The sequence below is a fragment of the Actinomadura xylanilytica genome, assembly GCF_030283145.1.
In the GTDB taxonomy this organism is placed as follows: domain Bacteria; phylum Actinomycetota; class Actinomycetes; order Streptosporangiales; family Streptosporangiaceae; genus Spirillospora; species Spirillospora xylanilytica.
This window is the reverse complement of sequence record NZ_JASNWE010000004.1, coordinates 276,677-293,907: the sequence shown is the minus strand read 5'-3', so window position 1 is coordinate 293,907 and position 17,231 is coordinate 276,677. Positions and strand designations below refer to the sequence as shown.

Sequence of the window (17,231 nt, the reverse complement as noted above, 5' to 3'; positions counted from 1 at the left end):
CTCCTTCTTCGGGGACGTCGCTTAGGGGGCGGGGGGCAGGCCGAGGGCCCGGATGTTGAGGGTGTCCAGGGTGTCCAGGAGCCGTTCGGTCTCCGGGGTGCCCTCGCCCTGGACCAGCCACAGGTACAGCGAGTGGTCGACCATCGCGGCCAGGGCGCGGGCGGTCATCTCCGGATCGAGGTCGGCGGCCACCAGCCCCTCCCGCTGCCAGCGCTCGATCGCCTTGGCGGTCCGGCCGACGGACGCGGCGCGGTGCCTGCGCCGCAGCTCCTGGAACTCGTCGTTGAACGTCGCGACCTGCTCGACGATCGCCATCATCTTCGCGTTGCGCAGGTAGGCCCGGTAGTAGGAGCGGTTGGCGCGCCGTATCCGGGCGGCGGGCGACGGGCCCGCGGGCGGCACCAGGTCGAGCCCGGTCATCTCCGTGAACAGCCGGTCGGCGACCTCCAGGAAGACCGCCTCCTTGGAGGGGAAGTAGGTGTAGAAGGACCCGTAGGCGACCTTGGCGTGCCGGGCGATGTGCGCGACCCGGGTGTCGAGGAAGCCGCGCTCCTCGAACACCTCCCGCGCCGCTGAGACGAGCCGCTCCCTGGTCCGGGCGCCGCGCTCGGTGAGCGGCGCCGGGGCCTCCTCCGCCGGTTCCGGCTCGTTCTCCGCCCCGCTTCGCATGGCCGTGGTTCCTCCTTCGGGGGTTGACAAGCCGATGTTCGCAGGAACAGGATCCGAGCATCGAACAGAGTTGACATGACTGTCAAGTCAACTCCGGAGGAGGACCGGTGCTGATCAACGACATCGTCGAGTACGCGGCGCGCAAGCGGCCGGACCGCCCCGCGCTGAGGTTCGAGGACGAGACGGTCACCTTCGCCGGGCTGCGCGACCGGGTCAGGCGGACCGCCAACGCGCTGCTTGCCCTCGCCGCGCCCGGCGACCGGGTGGCGGTGCTGTCGGGGAACCGGCCGGAGTACGTCGACCTGTACTACGCGGTCCCGGCGGCGGGCATGGCGCTGACCTTCCTCAACCACCGGCTGCACCCGGCCGAGATCGCCGCCCTGGTCGACCACGCGCAGGCGTCGGTGCTGATCGTCAGCGGCGAGCACCTGGAGGCGATGCGCGAGCACCGCGCGGCGATGCCCACGGTCAAGGCCGTCCTGGCGCTCGACGAGGGCCCCGGCGCCGACCGCCTTCTCGCCGACCTGGTCGCGGCGGCGCCGGCCACCGAGCCGCCGCGCCCGGACGAGGACTCCGTCGCCTGGCTCGTCTACACCAGCGGCACCACCGGGCGTCCCAAGGGGGTGATGCTGACCCACCGCAACCTGGTCACCGGCGTGATCGGCTCGGTGTCGCACTGGGACCTGCCGGACGACACCGTGTTCCTGTTCTGCTTCCCCCTGTGCCACGTCGGCGGCTACGTCGTGCTGGTCAACCACCTGCGCGCCTGCACGGTCGGCATCCTGCGCGGCTACGACAACGAGACCTTCCTCCGGCTGGTCGAGGAGTGGCGGGTCACCCAGACCGGGCTGGCCCCCACGATGATCGCGTTCCTGCTCCGCCATCCCGGCATCGAGGACCGCGACCTCGGCACCCTGGAGGCGATCGGGTACGGCGCGTCCGCGATCCCCGCGCCGGTGCTGCGCCGCGGGATGGAGGTGCTCGGCTGCGACTTCTACCAGGGCATGGGCATGTCCGAGCTGGGCGGCAACGTCCTGCACTTCGGGCGCGCCGAGCACCGGCGGGCCGCGGCCGGGGAGACCCACCTGCTGGCCGCCGCGGGCCGTCCGATGGACCTGGCCGATATCCGGATCGTGGACGCGGACTTCGCCGACGTGCCGGCCGGCGAGCCCGGCGAGATGATCGTCCGCGGCGACCAGGTGATGCGCGGCTACTGGCGCGAGCCGGGGCTGACCGCCGCCGCGTTCCAGGACGGCTGGTTCCGCACCGGCGACGTGGCCCGGCAGGACGCCGAGGGCATGGTCTACATCGTGGACCGGATGAAGGACATGATCATCACCGGCGGTGAGAACGTCGCCTCCCGCGAGGTCGAGGAGGCCGTGCTCGGCCACCCCGCGGTGGCCGAGGCCGCCGTCTTCGGCGTCCCGCACCCCGAGTGGGGCGAGGCGGTGCACGCGGTCGTGGTGCTCCGGCCGGACGCGTCCGCCACCGCCGAGGAGATCATCGCCGTTTGCCGGGAACGGCTGGGCGGCTACAAGGCCCCGCGCGGGATCGAGTTCGCCGCCGAGCTGCCGCGCAACGTCGCCGGCAAGGTTCTCAAACGCGACCTGCGCGCCCGCCACACCACCCCGAAGGAGGCGACATGACCGCCCGCAACACCGAGTTCGAGCTCGGCGGGATCAACCATCTCGCGCTGGTGTCCTCGGACATGAGCCGCACCATCGACTTCTACTCCGGCGTGCTCGGGATGCCGCTGATCAAGACGCTGGACCTGCCCGGCGGCCTCGGCCAGCACTTCTTCTTCGACTGCGGCGGCGGCGACTGCGTGGCGTTCTTCTGGTTCCCGGACGCGCCGGACGGCGTCCCCGGGATCTCGGCGCCCGCGACCCGTCCCGAGCAGGGCGGGCTGCTCAGCGCCGTCGGCTCGATGAACCACGTCGCCTTCCACGTGCCGGCCGACCGGTTCGACACCTACCGGACGCGACTGAAGGAGAAGGGCGTCGCCGTCAGCCCCGTGCTCAACCACGACGACAGCCCGTCCGGTGTCGCCCGCCGCATGCACGACGGGGTGTTCGTCCGGTCCTTCTACTTCCAGGACCCCGACGGGATCCTGCTGGAGTTCGCCTGCTGGACCCGGACGTTCACCGATGCCGACATCGCCCACCGGCCGCGCACGGCGGCCGACCGCACCGTCAACAAGGAGAGCCATGCCGCGACTTCGTGAGGTGCCCCGCGCCGAGGTCACCGACGAACGGATCCTGTTCTTCTACGACCGCCTGTTCGCCCCGGACCGCGACCCCGCCGTCGACCACGGCACCGCGACCGGCACCCCCGGCGACTGGTGGACGGTCTTCGCCAACTCCCCGGAGGTGTTCCGGCACGCGGTCCGCGGGTTCGCGCTGTACCGCAACGCCGACCTGGAGCCCGCGCTGCGCGAGCTCGGGCAGTGCCGGGCGGGCTGGGCGCGCGGCAGCCAGTTCGTCTTCTCGCAGCACTGCAAGCAGATGCGCGCGCTCGGGATGCCGGAGGAGAAGATCCAGGCCGTCCCGCACTGGCAGACCGCCGACTGCTACTCCGAGCTGGAGCGGGCCCTGCTCGCCTACACCGACGGGCTCGTCCTGGACGGCGGCCGGGTGCACGAGGAGGTCTTCGCCGTGCTGAAGCGGCACCTCACCGACGAGCAGGTGCTGCTGTTCACCTACATCACCTGCATGTACGACATGCACGCCACGATGTCCCGCGCGCTGCGGCTGGAGTTCGACGACCGGCCCGAGCCGGTCGAGGAGGTCGCCGCCCCCGAGGGCTACGACGCCCGCGACATCGCCTCCGACCTGTCCGGGGAGGGCTGATGCTCTTCTCGGTGCCGGACCGGGTGCGGCCCGTCCGGGACGCGGTGCACGCGTTCATGACCGAGCGGGTGGAGCCCGCCGAGCCGGTGCTGAACGCGGGCGGGCCGGCGTCCCGCGACGCGCTGGCCGGGCTGCGCCGCGAGGCCAAGGACGCCGGGCTGTGGGCGCTCGGCCACCCCGCCGAGCTCGGCGGCGGCGGGCTGCCGTTCCTCGACTACGTGTACGTCAACGAGGTGCAGGGCCGCAGCGAGTGGGGCCAGCTCGCGCTCGGCACCTTCACCCTCCAGGACTCGCTGATGCTGCATCGGCACGCGAGCGCGGAGTGGCGCGACCGGTACCTGCTGCCGATGGTGGCCGGGGAGGTCTCGCCGAGCTTCGCGATGACCGAGCCGGACGTGGCCGGGTCCGACCCGACCGGGCTGCGCACCACCGCCGAGCTGGACGGCGACCACTGGGTGATCCGGGGCCGCAAGTGGTTCACCACCGGCGCCGCGGACGCCGACTACACCACGGTGATGTGCCGCACCGAGCCGGACGGCACGGCCCCGCACCGCGCCTTCAGCATGATCGTGGTGCCGACCGGTACCCCCGGCTACCGGATCGTCCGCGAGACCCCGGTGCTCGGCCTGAACGGCGGGCACTACGAGGTCGCCTACGAGGACGTGCGGGTGCCGGCCGGCAACCTGCTCGGGCCGCGCGGGCACGGCTTCGTGATCGCCCAGGAGCGGCTCGGCCCCGGCCGGATCTTCCACTGCATGCGCTGGCTCGGCCAGGCCCGGCGGGCGTTCGAGCTGATGTGCGCGCGGCTGGAGTCCCGGACCGCCTTCGGTGAGCCGCTGGCCGCCAAGCAGCTCATGCAGCAGCACGTCTTCGACTCCTACACCGACATCCAGTCGGCCCGGCTGCTCACCCTCCAGGCCGCCGGCCGGATCGACGAGGGCGACCAGGCGCGGGTGGAGATCGGCGCGATCAAGGTGGTCGGCGCCCGCATGCTGCACGACGTGATCGACCGCGCCGTCCAGGTGCACGGCGCCGCGGGCCTCACCGACGACACCCCCCTGTCCCGGATGTACCGGCACGCCCGGGAGGCCCGCCTCTACGACGGCCCGGACGAGGTCCACATCCAGAGCACGGCCCGCCGCATCCTGCGCGAGGCCGCCAAGGAGTGATCCGCCCGCTTGCCCGGACGCGTCGCGGCGGAGAGATCCGTCCGCCGGGACGCGTCGCGGGCGGCGGGCCGCACCATGCCCGGCACGGTGCGGCCCGCCGCCCGCGGGCGCGGTCAGCCCTCCCGCACGTCGGCCGCGAGGAGGTCGTGCAGCTCGCGGACCGCCTCGCGGAGCCGGTCGGCGAACGCGTGCATCGCGTCCGCCACGGGCAGCGGCGTGCTCAGGTAGACGTTGAGGCGGTCGGGGAGCAGGACGTAGGCGACGCCGATGCACCGCTCGCTGGTCGCCCCGAACCCGAAGTACTGGATGCCGGCGGACGGGGCGGAGCTGGTGCTCAGGTAGTCGTCCCGCATGACCAGCCAGCCGGGCGACCGGTACAGCGCGGGCTCCGCGGTCACGCCGAGCTCCTCGCCGCGCCGCTTCTGGATGAGCTGGAGCTCCCACAGGTGCTGCTCGGGCGCGCGGCCGGACTGGCAGTCCCTGGCGCGCTCGACGTGCGCGGCGGCGGCGGCGCGGAACGCGGCCGTGCGGGTCGCGGCGTCCGCCCCGGGGTCGTCCATCGCGGCGACGAACCTCAGCACCTCGGGGGTGACGACGCGCATCGCCTCGGTGCGTCCGTTCCGGTACTGCCGCGTCGCGATCGACTCGTAGGTGGCGCCGATGCGGCCCTTCGCGCGCTGGTGGGCGAGCTGGTAGGCCATCTGCGCGAACGCGTCCGGTGAGGTGCGCAGCTCCTTGGCCCGGTCGCCGCCGAAGTCGTCGAACGACACGGTGGTGGTGGCGGTGCCGGCCGCGTAGTCGGCGAACGCTTCGGCGGCGCCGCGCACGCTGTCGCGCAGGTCGTCGTCGAGCCCGAACCTGATGGGCGCTACGGCCGGGACGGTCCCGCCGGGCCAGCCGGGTGCGCCGGACGCGGCGGACACGGCGGCGGGCGCCTCGCCCAGCACCGCGTCGACGAAGCTGAGGACCGTGGTGCCGTCCAGGCCGCAGTGCTCGATGTTGACGCCCGCCGAGCCGTCCGCGAACACGATCAGGGACACGGCCTTGTCGAACCACCGGTTGCCGCTGTCGCCGTGCAGCAGGTGGTCGCTCGCCTCCAGGGTGTCGCGGGGCGCGAGGTCCTCCAGGCAGACGCAGAACAGCGCCCGCTGCACGGTGTCGAGCGCGGCGGCGTTGCCGGGGTGGGCGGCGAGCAGCGCCTCCCGGTCGGCCGCCCACTCGGCCCGCGCCTTGGTGGTGAGGTGCCCGACGGAGGTGTCGGTCGGGGCCCGCGTCGCGCCGTCCTTCATGACCGCGCGCAGGCCCGCGACCAGCTCGTCCGGAGTGTGCGGCCGGCCGTCCGGGCCGAGCACCTCGAAGCGGAACATGGTGCCGCGGAAGAACACCACGATGTGCCGCTCGCCGGACGGGCCCGGCCACTCCCGGCTGTACGGGCCGCGGACGGTGTCCTGGACGGCGCCCGGGATGCGCGTCGAGGAGAACAGCGCCTTGTTCTGCTCCATCGACAGGGGCCGCCCCCGCTGGACGACCGGCGGGACGCGCTCCTCGTCGAGCCGCAGCTTGTAGCCGACGGCCGCGCTGATCAGCGACGCGGCGCGCTCGGCCTGCTGGAGGCACGCGTCCCGGAACAGGAAGAAGAAGTTCGCGTTCACCGCGATGCGGTCGCGCCGGCCCAGGTAGCGGTAGGGCCAGAACGTGTCGAGCCAGCTCTGCACGCCCTCGGTCGCGTCGTAGTCCCGGAGCGCCGCCTGGAGCCTGCGGCCGGGGCCGTCCGGGCGCAGGAACGAGGCGACCCCGGCCTTGGTCGCGGCGAGCTCGTCCGGGGTCAGCAGCGGCTCGCACCACGCGACGAACCGCTCGCAGCTCTCCTCCAGCGCGGGCAGCGGGACCCTCGGCAGGCCGGCCTCGTGGCCGAAGGTCGGGGTGGGTTCCTCATGGCGGCTGTTCAATTCAATCCTCTGTCTGGACGGTGCAGGGGTGCCCGGGCTCCGGCCGGGCGGAGGCCGGGCGCAGGGCGGGCGGACGCGAGGTCGACGATGGTGCGGGCGGCCTTGCGGCGCGGCCTGGACAGGTGGAGCCCGGCGTAGAACCAGCCCTCGGTCTCCAGCCCGCGCGGGTCGACGCCGATCCCCGACAGCGTGTCGAGGACCTGCGACTGCTCCTGCGGGGTGGCGAACCGGCGCTGCTTGAAGAGGCCCTCGGAGCGGACGGTCTCGTACCCGGCGTCCGCCAGGCACGCGGCGATGGGGTCGAACGGGAACATCCGCAGCACGAAGTGCGCCATCCACGGCCTGCGGTCGCCGTTCGCGGCGACGACCCGGGAGATGGTGCGCTCGGTGACGTAGCCGAGGCAGCCGGTGGAGACGACCAGGTCGGCGCCGGCGAGCTGGGCGCGCTGCCGTCCGGTCGGCTCGTTCCGCTCCAGGTCGGCGTTGACCGCGCCGTCCAGGAACCCGGCCGCGAGCGCGTACGACAGGGCCCGGTCCGAGGTGTCCAGGCCGATGAACCGGGCCCGCCCGGAGCGGCCGCGGGAACGGACCAGTTCCCGGTCACGGGCCAGCAGCGCGGCGCGGGGCAGCGTGGCCGCGTCGCCGCCCGCGTAGCGCTCGTACAGTTCGTCCATGGTTGCGTCGCATTTCAACAGCGCTGCGTTGATGCCGTAGGAGCAGCCGATGTCCAGGACGGTCGGCGCGGGCACCTTCCGGACTTCCCGGTATTCGCTGATGAGCGCGGCGAAATGGGGTTTTGCGCCCTGCGGGATGCAGTAGCCGAGTTCGCGCAGCGTACCGAAGTAGGCGCGCGGATCGGGCTGCGTGTAGATGTGGTCGAGGGAGACTTTTCCGGTGGAGTCGGCAGGCACGGTCGCATTCCTCTCTGGCGGGACAGAGCAGGCGATGGAGCAAACGGCGGTGCGAACCGCCGGCCGGCTGCTCAATCCAGCAGTTGGTCGACCCGTACGGCGCTTTTGGCGGCGGCCAGATGTTCGGGGAGAACACGGCCGAAAAGCTGTTCGGTGCGGGCCACGCTGCCGATGACCCCGGGGCGCTCGCTGTAGGCGAAGATCGCGGAATGGCGGGCGGTGCGGCCTTGCACGGAACTCACCCGGTGCAGTGAGTAGCGGCCCTTGAAGAGCTGGAGGTCGCCCGGCCGCAGGGTGAGGCGGCGGACCGTCCGGCCGCCGCGTCCGGTGAGGACGTCCCGGACGTCCGCGAGGTTCTCGGCGTGCGCGGACCTGATGTTGGGGCAGTACTCGAAGACGCCGCCGGCCTGCGGCTCCTGGGTGAGCATGCTGACGGTGAACTCGTTGGTGTCGAAGTGCCACGGGTGCTCCATGCCCGGGTTGACGACGTTGAGGCACAGGCCGGCCAGGGGGTCGGCGAGCTCGTGGACGCGTGGCAGCCCGAAGCAGCTCGCCACGAAATGGCGGAACGGCTCGCTGGTGTAGAGCCGGTGGATCAGCAGGTCGGCGGGGATCTGGTCGCGGGCCACGAAGGCGTTGCCGCGTTCGGCGGTGATGCGGCCCGGGTGGCCTTCCGGTAGCGGAGCGGTCACGTCGATGTTGTAGGCGTTGACCGTTTCGACGTCGTCATGCGCCAGGTCGGCGAGGGCCGCGCATTCCCGGCGCAGCACGTCCGCCAGTGCCGGTCTGATGAAATCCGGCAGCACGCTGCATCCGGCCTCGCGGAGTTCCCGCCGGGTGCGGGCGACCACCGAACGCCAATCGCCGCTCGCCGGGTCCGCGAGGGGATAGCGCGCGGTGTCGACCACCTGCCCGATCGCGACGGCCTCCGATGTGCTCATGAAGATCCTCTCCATGCGAGCCGGTCGCTCGCCGACCTCAGGCTCACCGACCTCTCAGGGGTTTTAGCACATTCATTGTTGTCAATTCCCTGCTAGTAAAGTGTGGCGAAGTTTTGTGGATTGTCTAGCTTTTGCCCTTGACCTGTGGGTTTGACTGGCGCCCCGGGCGGGCGGTGGCGGCCCGTGTGGGCTAGATCACGACCGATCGGTGGAATGTGGACAGCTCGATCGCGAACTCGCGCACCCACCCCGGCGCCGTGTCCCGCGGCCACGCCGCGTACAGGTCGAAGCGCAGCGGTGTCCCCGCCGCGTCCAGCACGTCGTGCCGCGGGAGGCTGAACCCGCGCAGGTCGGCGGTGTCGGCGAAGACCGCCACGCCGAGCCCCGCCTCGGCCATCGCGGCGAGCGTCTGGCCCGCCGTGCACTCGTAGACGACGTCCGGCCGCGCCGCCGCCGCGTCCATCGCGCGCAGCAGCAGCGCGGTGGACGGGAACGCCGTCCCGTTCACCAGCAGCGGCTCGCCCGCCAGGTCGGGCACCCGCACCGGGCGGTCGTGTCGCGACGCCGGATGGCCCGGCGGGAACAGCGCGATGACCTGCGCGGTCATCAGGTGCACCGACGCGGTCTGCGCGGACAGCGGCCCCGACACGATCGCGATGTCGCAGCGCCCCGTCTCCAGGTGCGCGTGCAGCCGCCGCTCGCTGTCCTCGATCGCGGTGACCTGGACGCCCGGATGCGCGGGCATCCACTCGGACAGGAACGGCGCGAGCAGCCGCCGCGCCGAGGTGGCGGTGGCGCCGAGCCGCAGCGTCCCGGACGCCAGCGCCGTCACGTTGCGGCGCAGGTCGGCGGCGGCGGCCAGCACCCGCTGCGCCTGCACCAGCAGCGCCTCGCCGTGCCGGGTCGGCTCGACGCCGCGGGCGCCGCGGCGCAGCAGCCGCACGCCGAGCCGCGCCTCCAGCCGCGCCACCGAGCGCGACAGCGTCGGCTGCGAGGTGAACAGCGCTCCGGCCGCCGCGCGCAGGCTGCCCGCCCGCGCGATCGCGACGAACATCCGCAGATCGTCGAGCTGCGGCAGGTCGGCGCCGTCCTCCCGCCAGCCGGCCAGTGATTCGGCTTCTGAATCACTCATGGCCGAAGCGTAGAGCCGGGCCGTGCGTCCTGTCACTAGCTTCATCGCCAACACCGAACCGGAGAAGGGGCGATGACGAGCGTTTTCCACCAAGTCACCGAACCAGGCGCACGAATCAGTGCCGACGTACTGGTGCTCGGCGGCGGGATCGTCGGCGCCGCCGTGGCGCGCGAGCTGAGTCGGGCCGGCGCCGACGTCGCGCTCGTCGAGGCGGCCGGCCCGGCGGCCGGCAGCTCGGGCCGCTGCGACGGCAACGTGCTGGTGCAGACCAAGCACGACGACCTCGGCGTCCGGCTGACCCTGCGCAGCATCGAGGCGTACCGGCGGTGGGACGGCGAGCTGGACGGCGGACTCGGCTTCCACCAGCGGGGCAGCCTCGTGTTCTTCGCCGACCCCGAGCAGGACGCCGGCGCGCCGCGCCGGGTCGCCCGGCTCCACGCGGCCGGGGTGCGCGCCGAGCACGTCGACGGCGACGAGCTTCGGCGGCGCGAACCGGCGCTGCGGCCCGGCCTCGCCGGCGCGGTCGACTGCCACGACGACGCGTCGGTGTACCCGCCGGGCGCCGTCGCCGCGCTGCTCCGCGACGCGGTCCGGCACGGCTGCCGGACGCACTGGGGCGTCCGCGCGCTCCGGCTGCTCACCGGCCGGGACGGGCGGGTCCGCGGCGTCCGGACCGACCGCGGCGACTTCGCCGCGCCGCACGTCGTCAACGCGATGGGCGTGTGGTCGCCCGGTCTGGACGCCGGCGGGCTCGTCCCGCTGCCGATCCGGCCCCGGCAGGGCGTGCTGGTGGTGACCGAGGAGGCGCCCGGCCTCATCCGGCGCACCGTCACCGAGGCGGGCTACATGGCCGACCGCGCCGCGGCGGGGGACGGGACGCGCCCCGCGGTCGCGTTCGTGGCCGAGCCGACCGGCCGCGGCAACCTGCTGCTCGGCAGCAGCCGCCGGTTCTGCGGCGCCCGCACCGACGTCGACCCGGACCTGTTCACCGCGATCGTCGCCCGCGCCGTCGGGTTCCTGCCGGGGCTGGCGCGGGTGCGGGCGATCAGGTCGTTCGCCGGGCTGCGGCCCTGGACGCCCGACAACCGCCCGATCGTGGGCGAGTCCGGCGCGATCCCCGGCTACGTGCTCGCGACCGGGCACGAGGGGGAGGGCGTCGGCCTGGCGCCGGTGACCGCCGAGCTGGTCACGGCGGCCGTACTCGGCCGACCCGCGCCGGGCGAGGTGCTGGATGCGGCGCTCGACGCGTTCGCGCCCGACCGGTTCGCCGGGCACTCCGAGGCCGCCGGGGAGGTCTCGTGACGGCGCGGGAGACGCGGGAGACGCGGACGGTCCAGGTCGTCCTGGACGGCGTCCCGGTGCAGGTGCCGGCCGCGGTGTCGGTCGCCGCGGCGCTGGCGCTGCGCGGCCGGATCGTCCTGCGGACGAGCCGCCCGAGCGGCGCGCCCCGCGCGGTCTTCTGCGGCATGGGCGCGTGCCACGAGTGCGCGGTGACGGTCGACGGCGTCGCCGGGACGCGCGCCTGCATCACGCCCGTCGCCGCCGGGATGCGCATCGACACCGAAGGGGAGGAACCGAGATGAACGGCGGAACGGCGGAGCCGGCGGAGCCGGACGTGCTCGTCGTCGGGGCGGGCCCGGCCGGGCTCGCCGCGGCGGCGGAGTCCGCCAGGCGCGGGCTGACCGTGCTGGTCGTGGACGAGAACCAGCGGCCCGGCGGGCAGATCGGGCGGCGCCGGTTCGCCGACCCCGCCCCGGGGCCCCAGGCGGACGGCCCGGTGACGTTCCGGCCCGGCGTGGTGTGCCACGGGTTCCACGGCCGGGAGGCCGTGCTGACCAGCGACGGCGAGCTGTGGACGGCGCGGGCCCGCGCGGTCGTGCTGGCGACCGGCGCCGCGGAGAAGGTGCTGCCGGTGCCCGGCTGGACGCTGCCCGGCGTCATGACGGCCGGCGCCGCACAGACATTCCTCAAGGGCAGCGGGGTGTTCCCGTTCCGCCGCCCTGTCGTCGCCGGGACCGGGCCGCTGCTGCTCGCCGTGGCGAGCCAGCTCGCCGCGGCGGGCGTCCGCGTCGCGGCCGTCGCCGAGGCGGCCCGGCCGGGCGCCCGGCACTGGCGGGACGCGGCGCGGGCACTCGCCGAACCGGCGCTGCTCGCGCAGGGCGCCGGCTACGGGGCGCGGCTCGCGCTCGCCGGCGTCCGGGTGCGGACCGGCACCGGCGTCCGTGCGATCGAGGGCGACGGCCGGGTCACCGGTGTCCGGCTCGGCCGGCTGCACCCCGACTGGTCGTTCACCGAGGCGCCCGGCGAACTGATCGAGTGCGACGCGGTGCTGCTCAGCCACGGGTTTTCCTCGTCGTCCGACCTGGCCGCGCAGTGCGGCGCCGAGATCGAGTGGGACGCGCAGCGGCTCACCTGGCGGCCGGTGCGGGACGCCGAGTTCCGCACCACCGCGCCCGGCGTCCGCGCCGTCGGCGACTGCGCCGGGGTCGGCGGCTCGCAGCGCGCCGAGCTGGAGGGACGGCTCGCGGGCGCGCTGCTCGCCGCGGAGCTCACCGGCCGCGCCGCCGACCCTGGCCGGGTCCGCCGGCTGCGCCGCCGCCTCGCCCGACTGGAGGCGTTCCGGATCGGGATGGACCGGATGTTCCGTCCCGGGCCCGGCGCCGCGTCCTGGCCCGGCCCGGACACCGAGGTGTGCCGCTGCCAGGAGGTGACCCGGCGGGAGGTCGACGCCGCCCTGGACGGCGGCGTCGCCGACCTGCACGCGCTGAAGCTGTGGACGCGCGCGGGCATGGGCGCCTGCCAGTCCCGGATCTGCGCGCCCGCCCTCAGCGGGCTGCTCGCCCGGCGCGGCCACGGCCCGGCGCGGACCGCGCCGCCGTCCGTCCGGTTCCCGGTCCGCCCACTGCCGATGGGCGCCGTGCGCGCCGCCACCGACCCCGAGGAGAAACGATGACCCGCCCCGCGTACGGGCTGCTGATCGACGGCGCCGAGACCGCCGCCGCCGACGGCCGCACCTTCACCAGCTTCGACCCGGCGACCGGCGAGCCCGTCGCCGACTTCGCCCGCGGCGGCGCGGCCGACGTGGACGCCGCCGTCGCCGCGGCCCGCCGCGCCTACGACCGGGAGTGGCGGGACACCACCCCGACCGCACGGGGCCGGCTGCTGCTCGACGTCGCCCGCCGGCTGCGCGCGGACGCCACCGCGCTGGCCGCCGCCGAGACCCGCGACTGCGGCAAGCCGCTCGCCCAGGCCCGCGCGGACGTGGAACTCGCCGCCCGCTACTTCGAGTTCTTCGGCGGCGCCGCCCCCGCGCTGCACGGCGAGCAGCTGCCCGTCGGGCCGGGCGTGGTCGACTTCACCGTCCGCGAGCCGCACGGCGTCTGCGGGCAGATCAACGCCTGGAACTTCCCGCTGAACATGGCGTCGCGGAGCCTGGCCGCCGCGCTCGCGGCCGGGAACACCGCGGTGCTGAAGACGCCCGAGCTGGCCCCGCACACCACGGCGCTGCTCGGCCGGATCGTCACCGCCGCGGGCTTCCCGCCCGGGGTGGTGAACCTGGTGCACGGAGACGGCGCCGAGGCGGGCGCGGCGCTCAGCCGGCACCCCGGCCTCGGGCTGCTGACCTTCACCGGCTCCGTCGGCACCGGCCGCGCGGTCGCGGCGGCTGCGGCTGCGGCCGTCACCCCGTGCGTGCTGGAACTGGGCGGCAAGTCCCCGACGCTGGTGTTCCCCGATGCCGACCTGGACGTGGCCGCGGACCAGCTCGCCCGCGGGTTCGTCGAGGCCACCGGGCAGAGCTGCGATCTTCCGTCCCTCGCCGTCGTGCACGCCGACGTGCACGACGCGTTCGTGGCCCGGGTGGCGGCGCGGGCCGCCGCGTTCAGCGTCGGACCCGGCGCGGCCGACCCCGACGTCGGCCCGCTGATCAGTCAGGGGCAGCGGGACCGGGTGGAGCGGCACGTCGCGACCGCGGTCCGGGCCGGCGCCACCGTCGCGCTCGGCGGCGGCCGTCCCGCCGCGCCCGGCACGTCCGCCGGCTGGTTCGTCGAGCCGACCGTGCTGACCGGGCTCGGCCCGGACGCCGCGGCGGCCCGCGAGGAGATCTTCGGGCCGGTGCTCACCGTCGTCCCGTTCACCGGCGAGGACGAGGCCGTCGCCATCGCCAACGGCACCGGGCACGGGCTCGCCGCCTACGTGTGGACCCGCGACCTCGGCCGCGGCGTCCGGCTGACCCGCCGCGTCGCGGCCGGCCAGGTCTACGTCAACTGCTTCGGCTCGGGCGACTCGGTGCTGACCCCGTTCGGCGGCACCGGGCTGAGCGGCTACGGCCGCGAGAAGGGCTTCGAAGCGCTGCGCACCTACACCCAGGTGAAGAACATCTGCATTTCCGCGAGCTGACCGCGCCGGCGCCGCCGGCGCGCGACCACCGCAAGGGAGCCTGCATGACAGCCTGCACGACAGCGACACGGCAGTTCGGCCGCGTCATCACCGCGATGGTGACGCCGTTCACCCCCGAAGGCGGGGTCGACCTCGACGGCGCGGCGCGGCTCGCGGCCTGGCTGACCCGCCCCGGGCACAACGACGGGCTGGTGGTGAACGGCACCACCGGCGAGTCCGCCACCACGACCGACCAGGAGAAGTCCGACCTGCTGCGCGCGGTCGGCGCGGCGGTGCCGCCCGGCGTCCGGGTGATCGCCGGGGTCGGCACCAACGACACCGCGCACAGCGTCGCGCTGGCCCGCGCCGCCGCCGCGGCCGGCGCGCACGGCCTGCTCGTCGTCACGCCCTACTACTCCAAGCCGTCCCAGGACGGCATCGCCGCGCACTTCCGCGCCATCGCCGACGCCACCCCGCTGCCGGTGATGCTGTACGACATCCCGGGCCGCACCAGCGTCGCGCTGGAGCCGGGCACGCTCGTCCGGCTCGCCGCGCACGACCGGATCACCGCGATCAAGGACGCCAAGTCCGACCTGGAGGCCAGCTCGTGGGTGATGCGCGAGTCGGATCTGGCCTACTACTCCGGTGAGGACGCGATGAATCTGCCGCTCGCCACCGTCGGCGCCGTCGGCGCGGTCAGCGTGATCGGGCACTTCGCCGCGGACCGGCTGCGCCGGATGCTCGACGCGCACCGCGACGGCGACCCGGCGACCGCGCTCGCCGAGCACCGCGCGCTGCTTCCGGTGGCCCGCGCGGTGTTCCGGGCGCAGGCGGCTGTTACCGTCAAGGCCGCGCTCGGTTCGCTCGGCCGCCCCTCCGGCCCGGTGCGGCCGCCGCTCATCGAGCTGATCCCGAGCGAACGCGACGGTATCCTCGCCGAACTCGCCGCGACCGGCGCCCTCACGGACGGAGCGCGCGCATGAGCGGGACCCCGACGCGGGTCGGCGTGATCGGCGCCGGCGGCCGGATGGGCCGCGCGGTCTGCGCCGCGGTGCGGGACGCGGCCGATCTGGAACTGGTCGCCGCGGTGCACCGCGGCGAGCCGCTGGACCCGCTGCGGGACGCCGACGTCGCGGTGGACTTCTCCATCCCGGACTGCGTCATGGAACACCTCGAGTGGACGGTCGCCCGCGGCGTGCACACCGTCGTCGGCACCAGCGGCGTCGGCGCCGGCCCGCAGGAGCGGATCGCGGAGCTGTGCGCGGCGGCGCCCGGCGTCGGCGTGCACGTGGTGCCGAACTTCAGCGTCGCCGCGGTGCTGGCGACCCGGCTCACCGCCGAGGTCGCCGGCTTCTTCGACGACGTGGAGATCGTGGAGTACGCGCACCGCCGCAAGCTCGACGCGCCCGCGGGCACCGCCGAGCAGACCGCCCGGGTGATCGCGGCGGCACGCGGCGGCACCGGCGGAGAGCCGCCCGAGCCGCCGCCGGGGGAGGCGACCACACGTGGGCGGCCCGTGCACGGCGTCCCGGTCCACTCGGTCCGGACGGGCGGGGTGCTGTCCCGGCAGGACGTCCGGTTCGGGCGCGATCACGAGCTGCTGAGCATCGGTTTCGAGACGCTCGACCGCGCCGCGTTCCTGCCCGGCGTGCTGCTCGCCGTGCGCGGCGTCGCGGCCCGTCCCGGCCTGACCGTCGGCCTGGACGCCCTGCTCACGACGGGACCGGCGCAATGATCGAGGTCGCCGCGTGGGTGATCACCGCGGTGTTCGCCGTGTTCGCCGTCGGGATCGGGTGGGTCAACCGGGGCGCGGCCGGCCGCAGCTTCTCGCACTTCGCCATCGCCGGCACCGGACTGCCGCTGGTGGTGATCGCGTTCACCGACCTGTCCACGATCATGGGCGCGGGGAACTTCGTCGGCGAGGCGGAGGAGGGCCACCAGGTCGGCTACAGCCAGCTAGCCTTCGTGCTCGGCGAGCAGGGCGCCAAGATCGCCTTCGCGCTGCTGTTCGCCGGGTTCGCCGGCCGGTTCGCCTACCGCACGCTCGCCGAGATGATGCACGACCTGCTGCTGCGCGATCCGATCGCGCGGCTGATCGTCGCGCTGCTCACGCTGGCGCTGATGATGTCCTGGATCGGCGGCCAGGGCCTCGGCATGGGTCTGCTGTTCGAGGTGTTCACCGGCACCGACCCGACCCTGATCATTCTGCTGTTTACCGCGATCTTCATCGCCTACGCGGCGCTCGGCGGCATGCACGCGGTGGCGAAGGTCGAGTTCGTCCTCGGGATCCTCATCGTCGTGGTCGGGCTCGTCTACTACCTGTCGGCGTTCAGCCTCGTCGACTTCGACCCGCGGCAGCTCAACACCCGGCTGGACGCGGCGGGGCTGCACGAGCTGACCTCGTTCCACCTCGGCTGGGAGACCGTCACCCTGTTCCTGACCGGCCTGCTGGGCGTGCTCGGCGCGCAGAGCTACTGGCAGCGCTGCTTCGCCGCCGAGAGCGGCCGGTCGGCCCGCACCGGCATGCTCGTCGCCGGCGTCATCGCGACCGTGTTCATCTGCGGCACCGTGCTGGTCGGGATGATCTCGCGGGCGCTCAACCCGGGCGGGCCGGGCGGCGAGGCGATGCCGTGGGTGATGCTCAACCAGGTGCCCGCGGTGATCACCATCGCGGTGTTCGGGCTGGTGCTGGTCGCCGCCAACGGCGCCGCCGCGGCCAACCTGAACGCGGCCACCGTGATCATGGTGAACGACGTGCTGACCGCCGGCGGGCGGCAGATGAGCGACCGCGCGATGGTGCGCGCCGGCCGCGGGCTGACCGTCGTCATCGGCATCGGCGGCGCGCTGACCGCGATGTACGCCTCGTCCATCATCGGGCTGTTCGCCCAGGCGTACACGCTGCTGGCGTGCAGCGTGGTGCCGGTGCTCGCGGTCGGGCTGCTCTGGCGGCGGGACCGCTCCCGGCCCTTCACCGCGGGCGAGCACAACTGCCGCATCACCCCGTGGGGCGCCCGCACGGGCCTCGTGGTGGGCGCGGTGACCGGGCAGGTCGCCGGTCTGTACGTCGGCTTCGCCGCCGCCGCCGTCCTCACGGTCGTGGTCTCGCTGGCCACCCGCGACCGCGCCGCGCCCGGACGGTCGGACGCGGACGCCGCGACGGTGCCCGCCTGAACGCGCCGCGCCCCCGCCCGTCCAGGGGACGGGCGGGGGCGCGGCGGTCGTGCGGACGGTCGG

The 17,231-nt window shown here is 74.4% G+C and carries 16 protein-coding genes; 11 read left to right on the top strand and 5 right to left on the bottom strand.

Annotated elements, in window-relative coordinates; genetic code table 11:
* Positions 1-21: 21 nt before the first annotated feature.
* Positions 22-669 carry a TetR/AcrR family transcriptional regulator gene (locus QP090_RS25065; protein ID WP_285941849.1) on the bottom strand — a complete coding sequence of 216 codons (648 nt, stop codon included), beginning with the start codon at positions 667-669 and terminating at the stop codon, positions 22-24.
* Between the two features lie 107 nt (positions 670-776).
* Between QP090_RS25065 and QP090_RS25060 the strand changes: the two genes are divergently transcribed.
* From QP090_RS25060 to QP090_RS25045, 4 genes are read left to right on the top strand one after another with little or no spacing between them, the layout of a single operon-like run.
* Positions 777-2,315: an AMP-binding protein gene (locus QP090_RS25060; RefSeq protein ID WP_285941848.1), complete on the top strand. Its 1,539-nt coding sequence runs from the start codon at positions 777-779 to the stop codon at positions 2,313-2,315.
* Positions 2,312-2,893, top strand: coding sequence for a VOC family protein (locus QP090_RS25055; protein ID WP_285941847.1), 582 nt, complete (start codon positions 2,312-2,314; stop codon positions 2,891-2,893). Before QP090_RS25060 ends, QP090_RS25055 begins: the two co-directional genes overlap by 4 nt.
* A complete protein-coding gene (locus QP090_RS25050) occupies positions 2,877-3,518 on the top strand; it encodes a carboxymuconolactone decarboxylase family protein (RefSeq protein ID WP_285941845.1) in 642 nt (213 codons plus the stop codon). The genes QP090_RS25055 and QP090_RS25050 overlap by 17 nt, the downstream gene beginning before the upstream one ends.
* Positions 3,518-4,687, top strand: a complete 1,170-nt coding sequence (locus tag QP090_RS25045) for an acyl-CoA dehydrogenase family protein (protein ID WP_285941843.1) — start codon at positions 3,518-3,520, stop codon at positions 4,685-4,687. The genes QP090_RS25050 and QP090_RS25045 overlap by 1 nt, the downstream gene beginning before the upstream one ends.
* Positions 4,688-4,800: 113 nt before the next feature.
* Here the strand turns inward: QP090_RS25045 and QP090_RS25040 are convergent, their stop codons facing one another.
* The 4 genes from QP090_RS25040 to QP090_RS25025 form a co-directional block, all read right to left on the bottom strand.
* Positions 4,801-6,636, bottom strand: a complete 1,836-nt coding sequence (locus tag QP090_RS25040) for a choline/carnitine O-acyltransferase (protein WP_285941842.1) — start codon at positions 6,634-6,636, stop codon at positions 4,801-4,803.
* A complete protein-coding gene (locus tag QP090_RS25035) occupies positions 6,633-7,547 on the bottom strand; it encodes a class I SAM-dependent methyltransferase (RefSeq protein WP_285941841.1) in 915 nt (304 codons plus the stop codon). Before QP090_RS25035 ends, QP090_RS25040 begins: the two co-directional genes overlap by 4 nt.
* A gap of 71 nt (positions 7,548-7,618) precedes the next feature.
* A complete protein-coding gene (locus tag QP090_RS25030; RefSeq protein ID WP_285941840.1) occupies positions 7,619-8,488 on the bottom strand; it encodes a HalD/BesD family halogenase in 870 nt (289 codons plus the stop codon).
* A 190-nt stretch (positions 8,489-8,678) separates the two neighbouring features.
* The gene (locus QP090_RS25025) at positions 8,679-9,620 is read right to left on the bottom strand and encodes a LysR family transcriptional regulator (RefSeq protein WP_285941838.1); all 942 of its coding nucleotides are present in this window, start codon (positions 9,618-9,620) and stop codon (positions 8,679-8,681) included.
* A gap of 72 nt (positions 9,621-9,692) precedes the next feature.
* Here QP090_RS25025 and QP090_RS25020 point away from each other — a divergent pair, with 72 nt between their 5' ends.
* From QP090_RS25020 to QP090_RS24990, 7 genes are read left to right on the top strand one after another with little or no spacing between them, the layout of a single operon-like run.
* The gene (locus QP090_RS25020) at positions 9,693-10,922 is read left to right on the top strand and encodes an NAD(P)/FAD-dependent oxidoreductase (RefSeq protein WP_285941836.1); all 1,230 of its coding nucleotides are present in this window, start codon (positions 9,693-9,695) and stop codon (positions 10,920-10,922) included.
* Positions 10,919-11,203 (top strand): 2Fe-2S iron-sulfur cluster-binding protein, encoded by a 285-nt coding sequence (locus QP090_RS25015; protein WP_285941834.1) that lies wholly within the window; start codon positions 10,919-10,921, stop codon positions 11,201-11,203. The genes QP090_RS25020 and QP090_RS25015 overlap by 4 nt, the downstream gene beginning before the upstream one ends.
* A complete protein-coding gene (locus QP090_RS25010; RefSeq protein WP_285941832.1) occupies positions 11,200-12,573 on the top strand; it encodes an FAD/NAD(P)-dependent oxidoreductase in 1,374 nt (457 codons plus the stop codon). The genes QP090_RS25015 and QP090_RS25010 overlap by 4 nt, the downstream gene beginning before the upstream one ends.
* Positions 12,570-14,018 carry an aldehyde dehydrogenase family protein gene (locus tag QP090_RS25005; protein ID WP_285941830.1) on the top strand — a complete coding sequence of 483 codons (1,449 nt, stop codon included), beginning with the start codon at positions 12,570-12,572 and terminating at the stop codon, positions 14,016-14,018. Before QP090_RS25010 ends, QP090_RS25005 begins: the two co-directional genes overlap by 4 nt.
* A gap of 44 nt (positions 14,019-14,062) precedes the next feature.
* A complete protein-coding gene (gene dapA / locus QP090_RS25000) occupies positions 14,063-14,980 on the top strand; it encodes a 4-hydroxy-tetrahydrodipicolinate synthase (RefSeq protein ID WP_285941828.1) in 918 nt (305 codons plus the stop codon).
* Complete coding sequence (gene dapB / locus QP090_RS24995; protein ID WP_285941827.1) at positions 14,977-15,732, top strand: 4-hydroxy-tetrahydrodipicolinate reductase; 756 nt, start codon at positions 14,977-14,979, stop codon at positions 15,730-15,732. Before dapA ends, dapB begins: the two co-directional genes overlap by 4 nt.
* A complete protein-coding gene (locus tag QP090_RS24990; RefSeq protein WP_285941826.1) occupies positions 15,729-17,168 on the top strand; it encodes a sodium:solute symporter family protein in 1,440 nt (479 codons plus the stop codon). The genes dapB and QP090_RS24990 overlap by 4 nt, the downstream gene beginning before the upstream one ends.
* Positions 17,169-17,231: the final 63 nt, after the last annotated feature.

Excerpts from the sequence above, each read along its gene's own strand:
- QP090_RS25065 (WP_285941849.1), bottom strand. The coding sequence starts at position 669 with ATGCGAAGCGGGGCGGAGAACGAGCCGGAACCGGCGGAGGAGGCCCCG.
- QP090_RS25055 (WP_285941847.1), top strand. The coding sequence starts at position 2,312 with ATGACCGCCCGCAACACCGAGTTCGAGCTCGGCGGGATCAACCATCTC.
- QP090_RS25050 (WP_285941845.1), top strand. The coding sequence starts at position 2,877 with ATGCCGCGACTTCGTGAGGTGCCCCGCGCCGAGGTCACCGACGAACGG.
- QP090_RS25045 (WP_285941843.1), top strand. The coding sequence starts at position 3,518 with ATGCTCTTCTCGGTGCCGGACCGGGTGCGGCCCGTCCGGGACGCGGTG.
- QP090_RS25030 (WP_285941840.1), bottom strand. The coding sequence starts at position 8,488 with ATGAGCACATCGGAGGCCGTCGCGATCGGGCAGGTGGTCGACACCGCG.
- QP090_RS25025 (WP_285941838.1), bottom strand. The coding sequence starts at position 9,620 with ATGAGTGATTCAGAAGCCGAATCACTGGCCGGCTGGCGGGAGGACGGC.
- QP090_RS25020 (WP_285941836.1), top strand. The coding sequence starts at position 9,693 with ATGACGAGCGTTTTCCACCAAGTCACCGAACCAGGCGCACGAATCAGT.
- QP090_RS25010 (WP_285941832.1), top strand. The coding sequence starts at position 11,200 with ATGAACGGCGGAACGGCGGAGCCGGCGGAGCCGGACGTGCTCGTCGTC.
- QP090_RS25005 (WP_285941830.1), top strand. The coding sequence starts at position 12,570 with ATGACCCGCCCCGCGTACGGGCTGCTGATCGACGGCGCCGAGACCGCC.
- dapA (WP_285941828.1), top strand. The coding sequence starts at position 14,063 with ATGACAGCCTGCACGACAGCGACACGGCAGTTCGGCCGCGTCATCACC.
- dapB (WP_285941827.1), top strand. The coding sequence starts at position 14,977 with ATGAGCGGGACCCCGACGCGGGTCGGCGTGATCGGCGCCGGCGGCCGG.
- QP090_RS24990 (WP_285941826.1), top strand. The coding sequence starts at position 15,729 with ATGATCGAGGTCGCCGCGTGGGTGATCACCGCGGTGTTCGCCGTGTTC.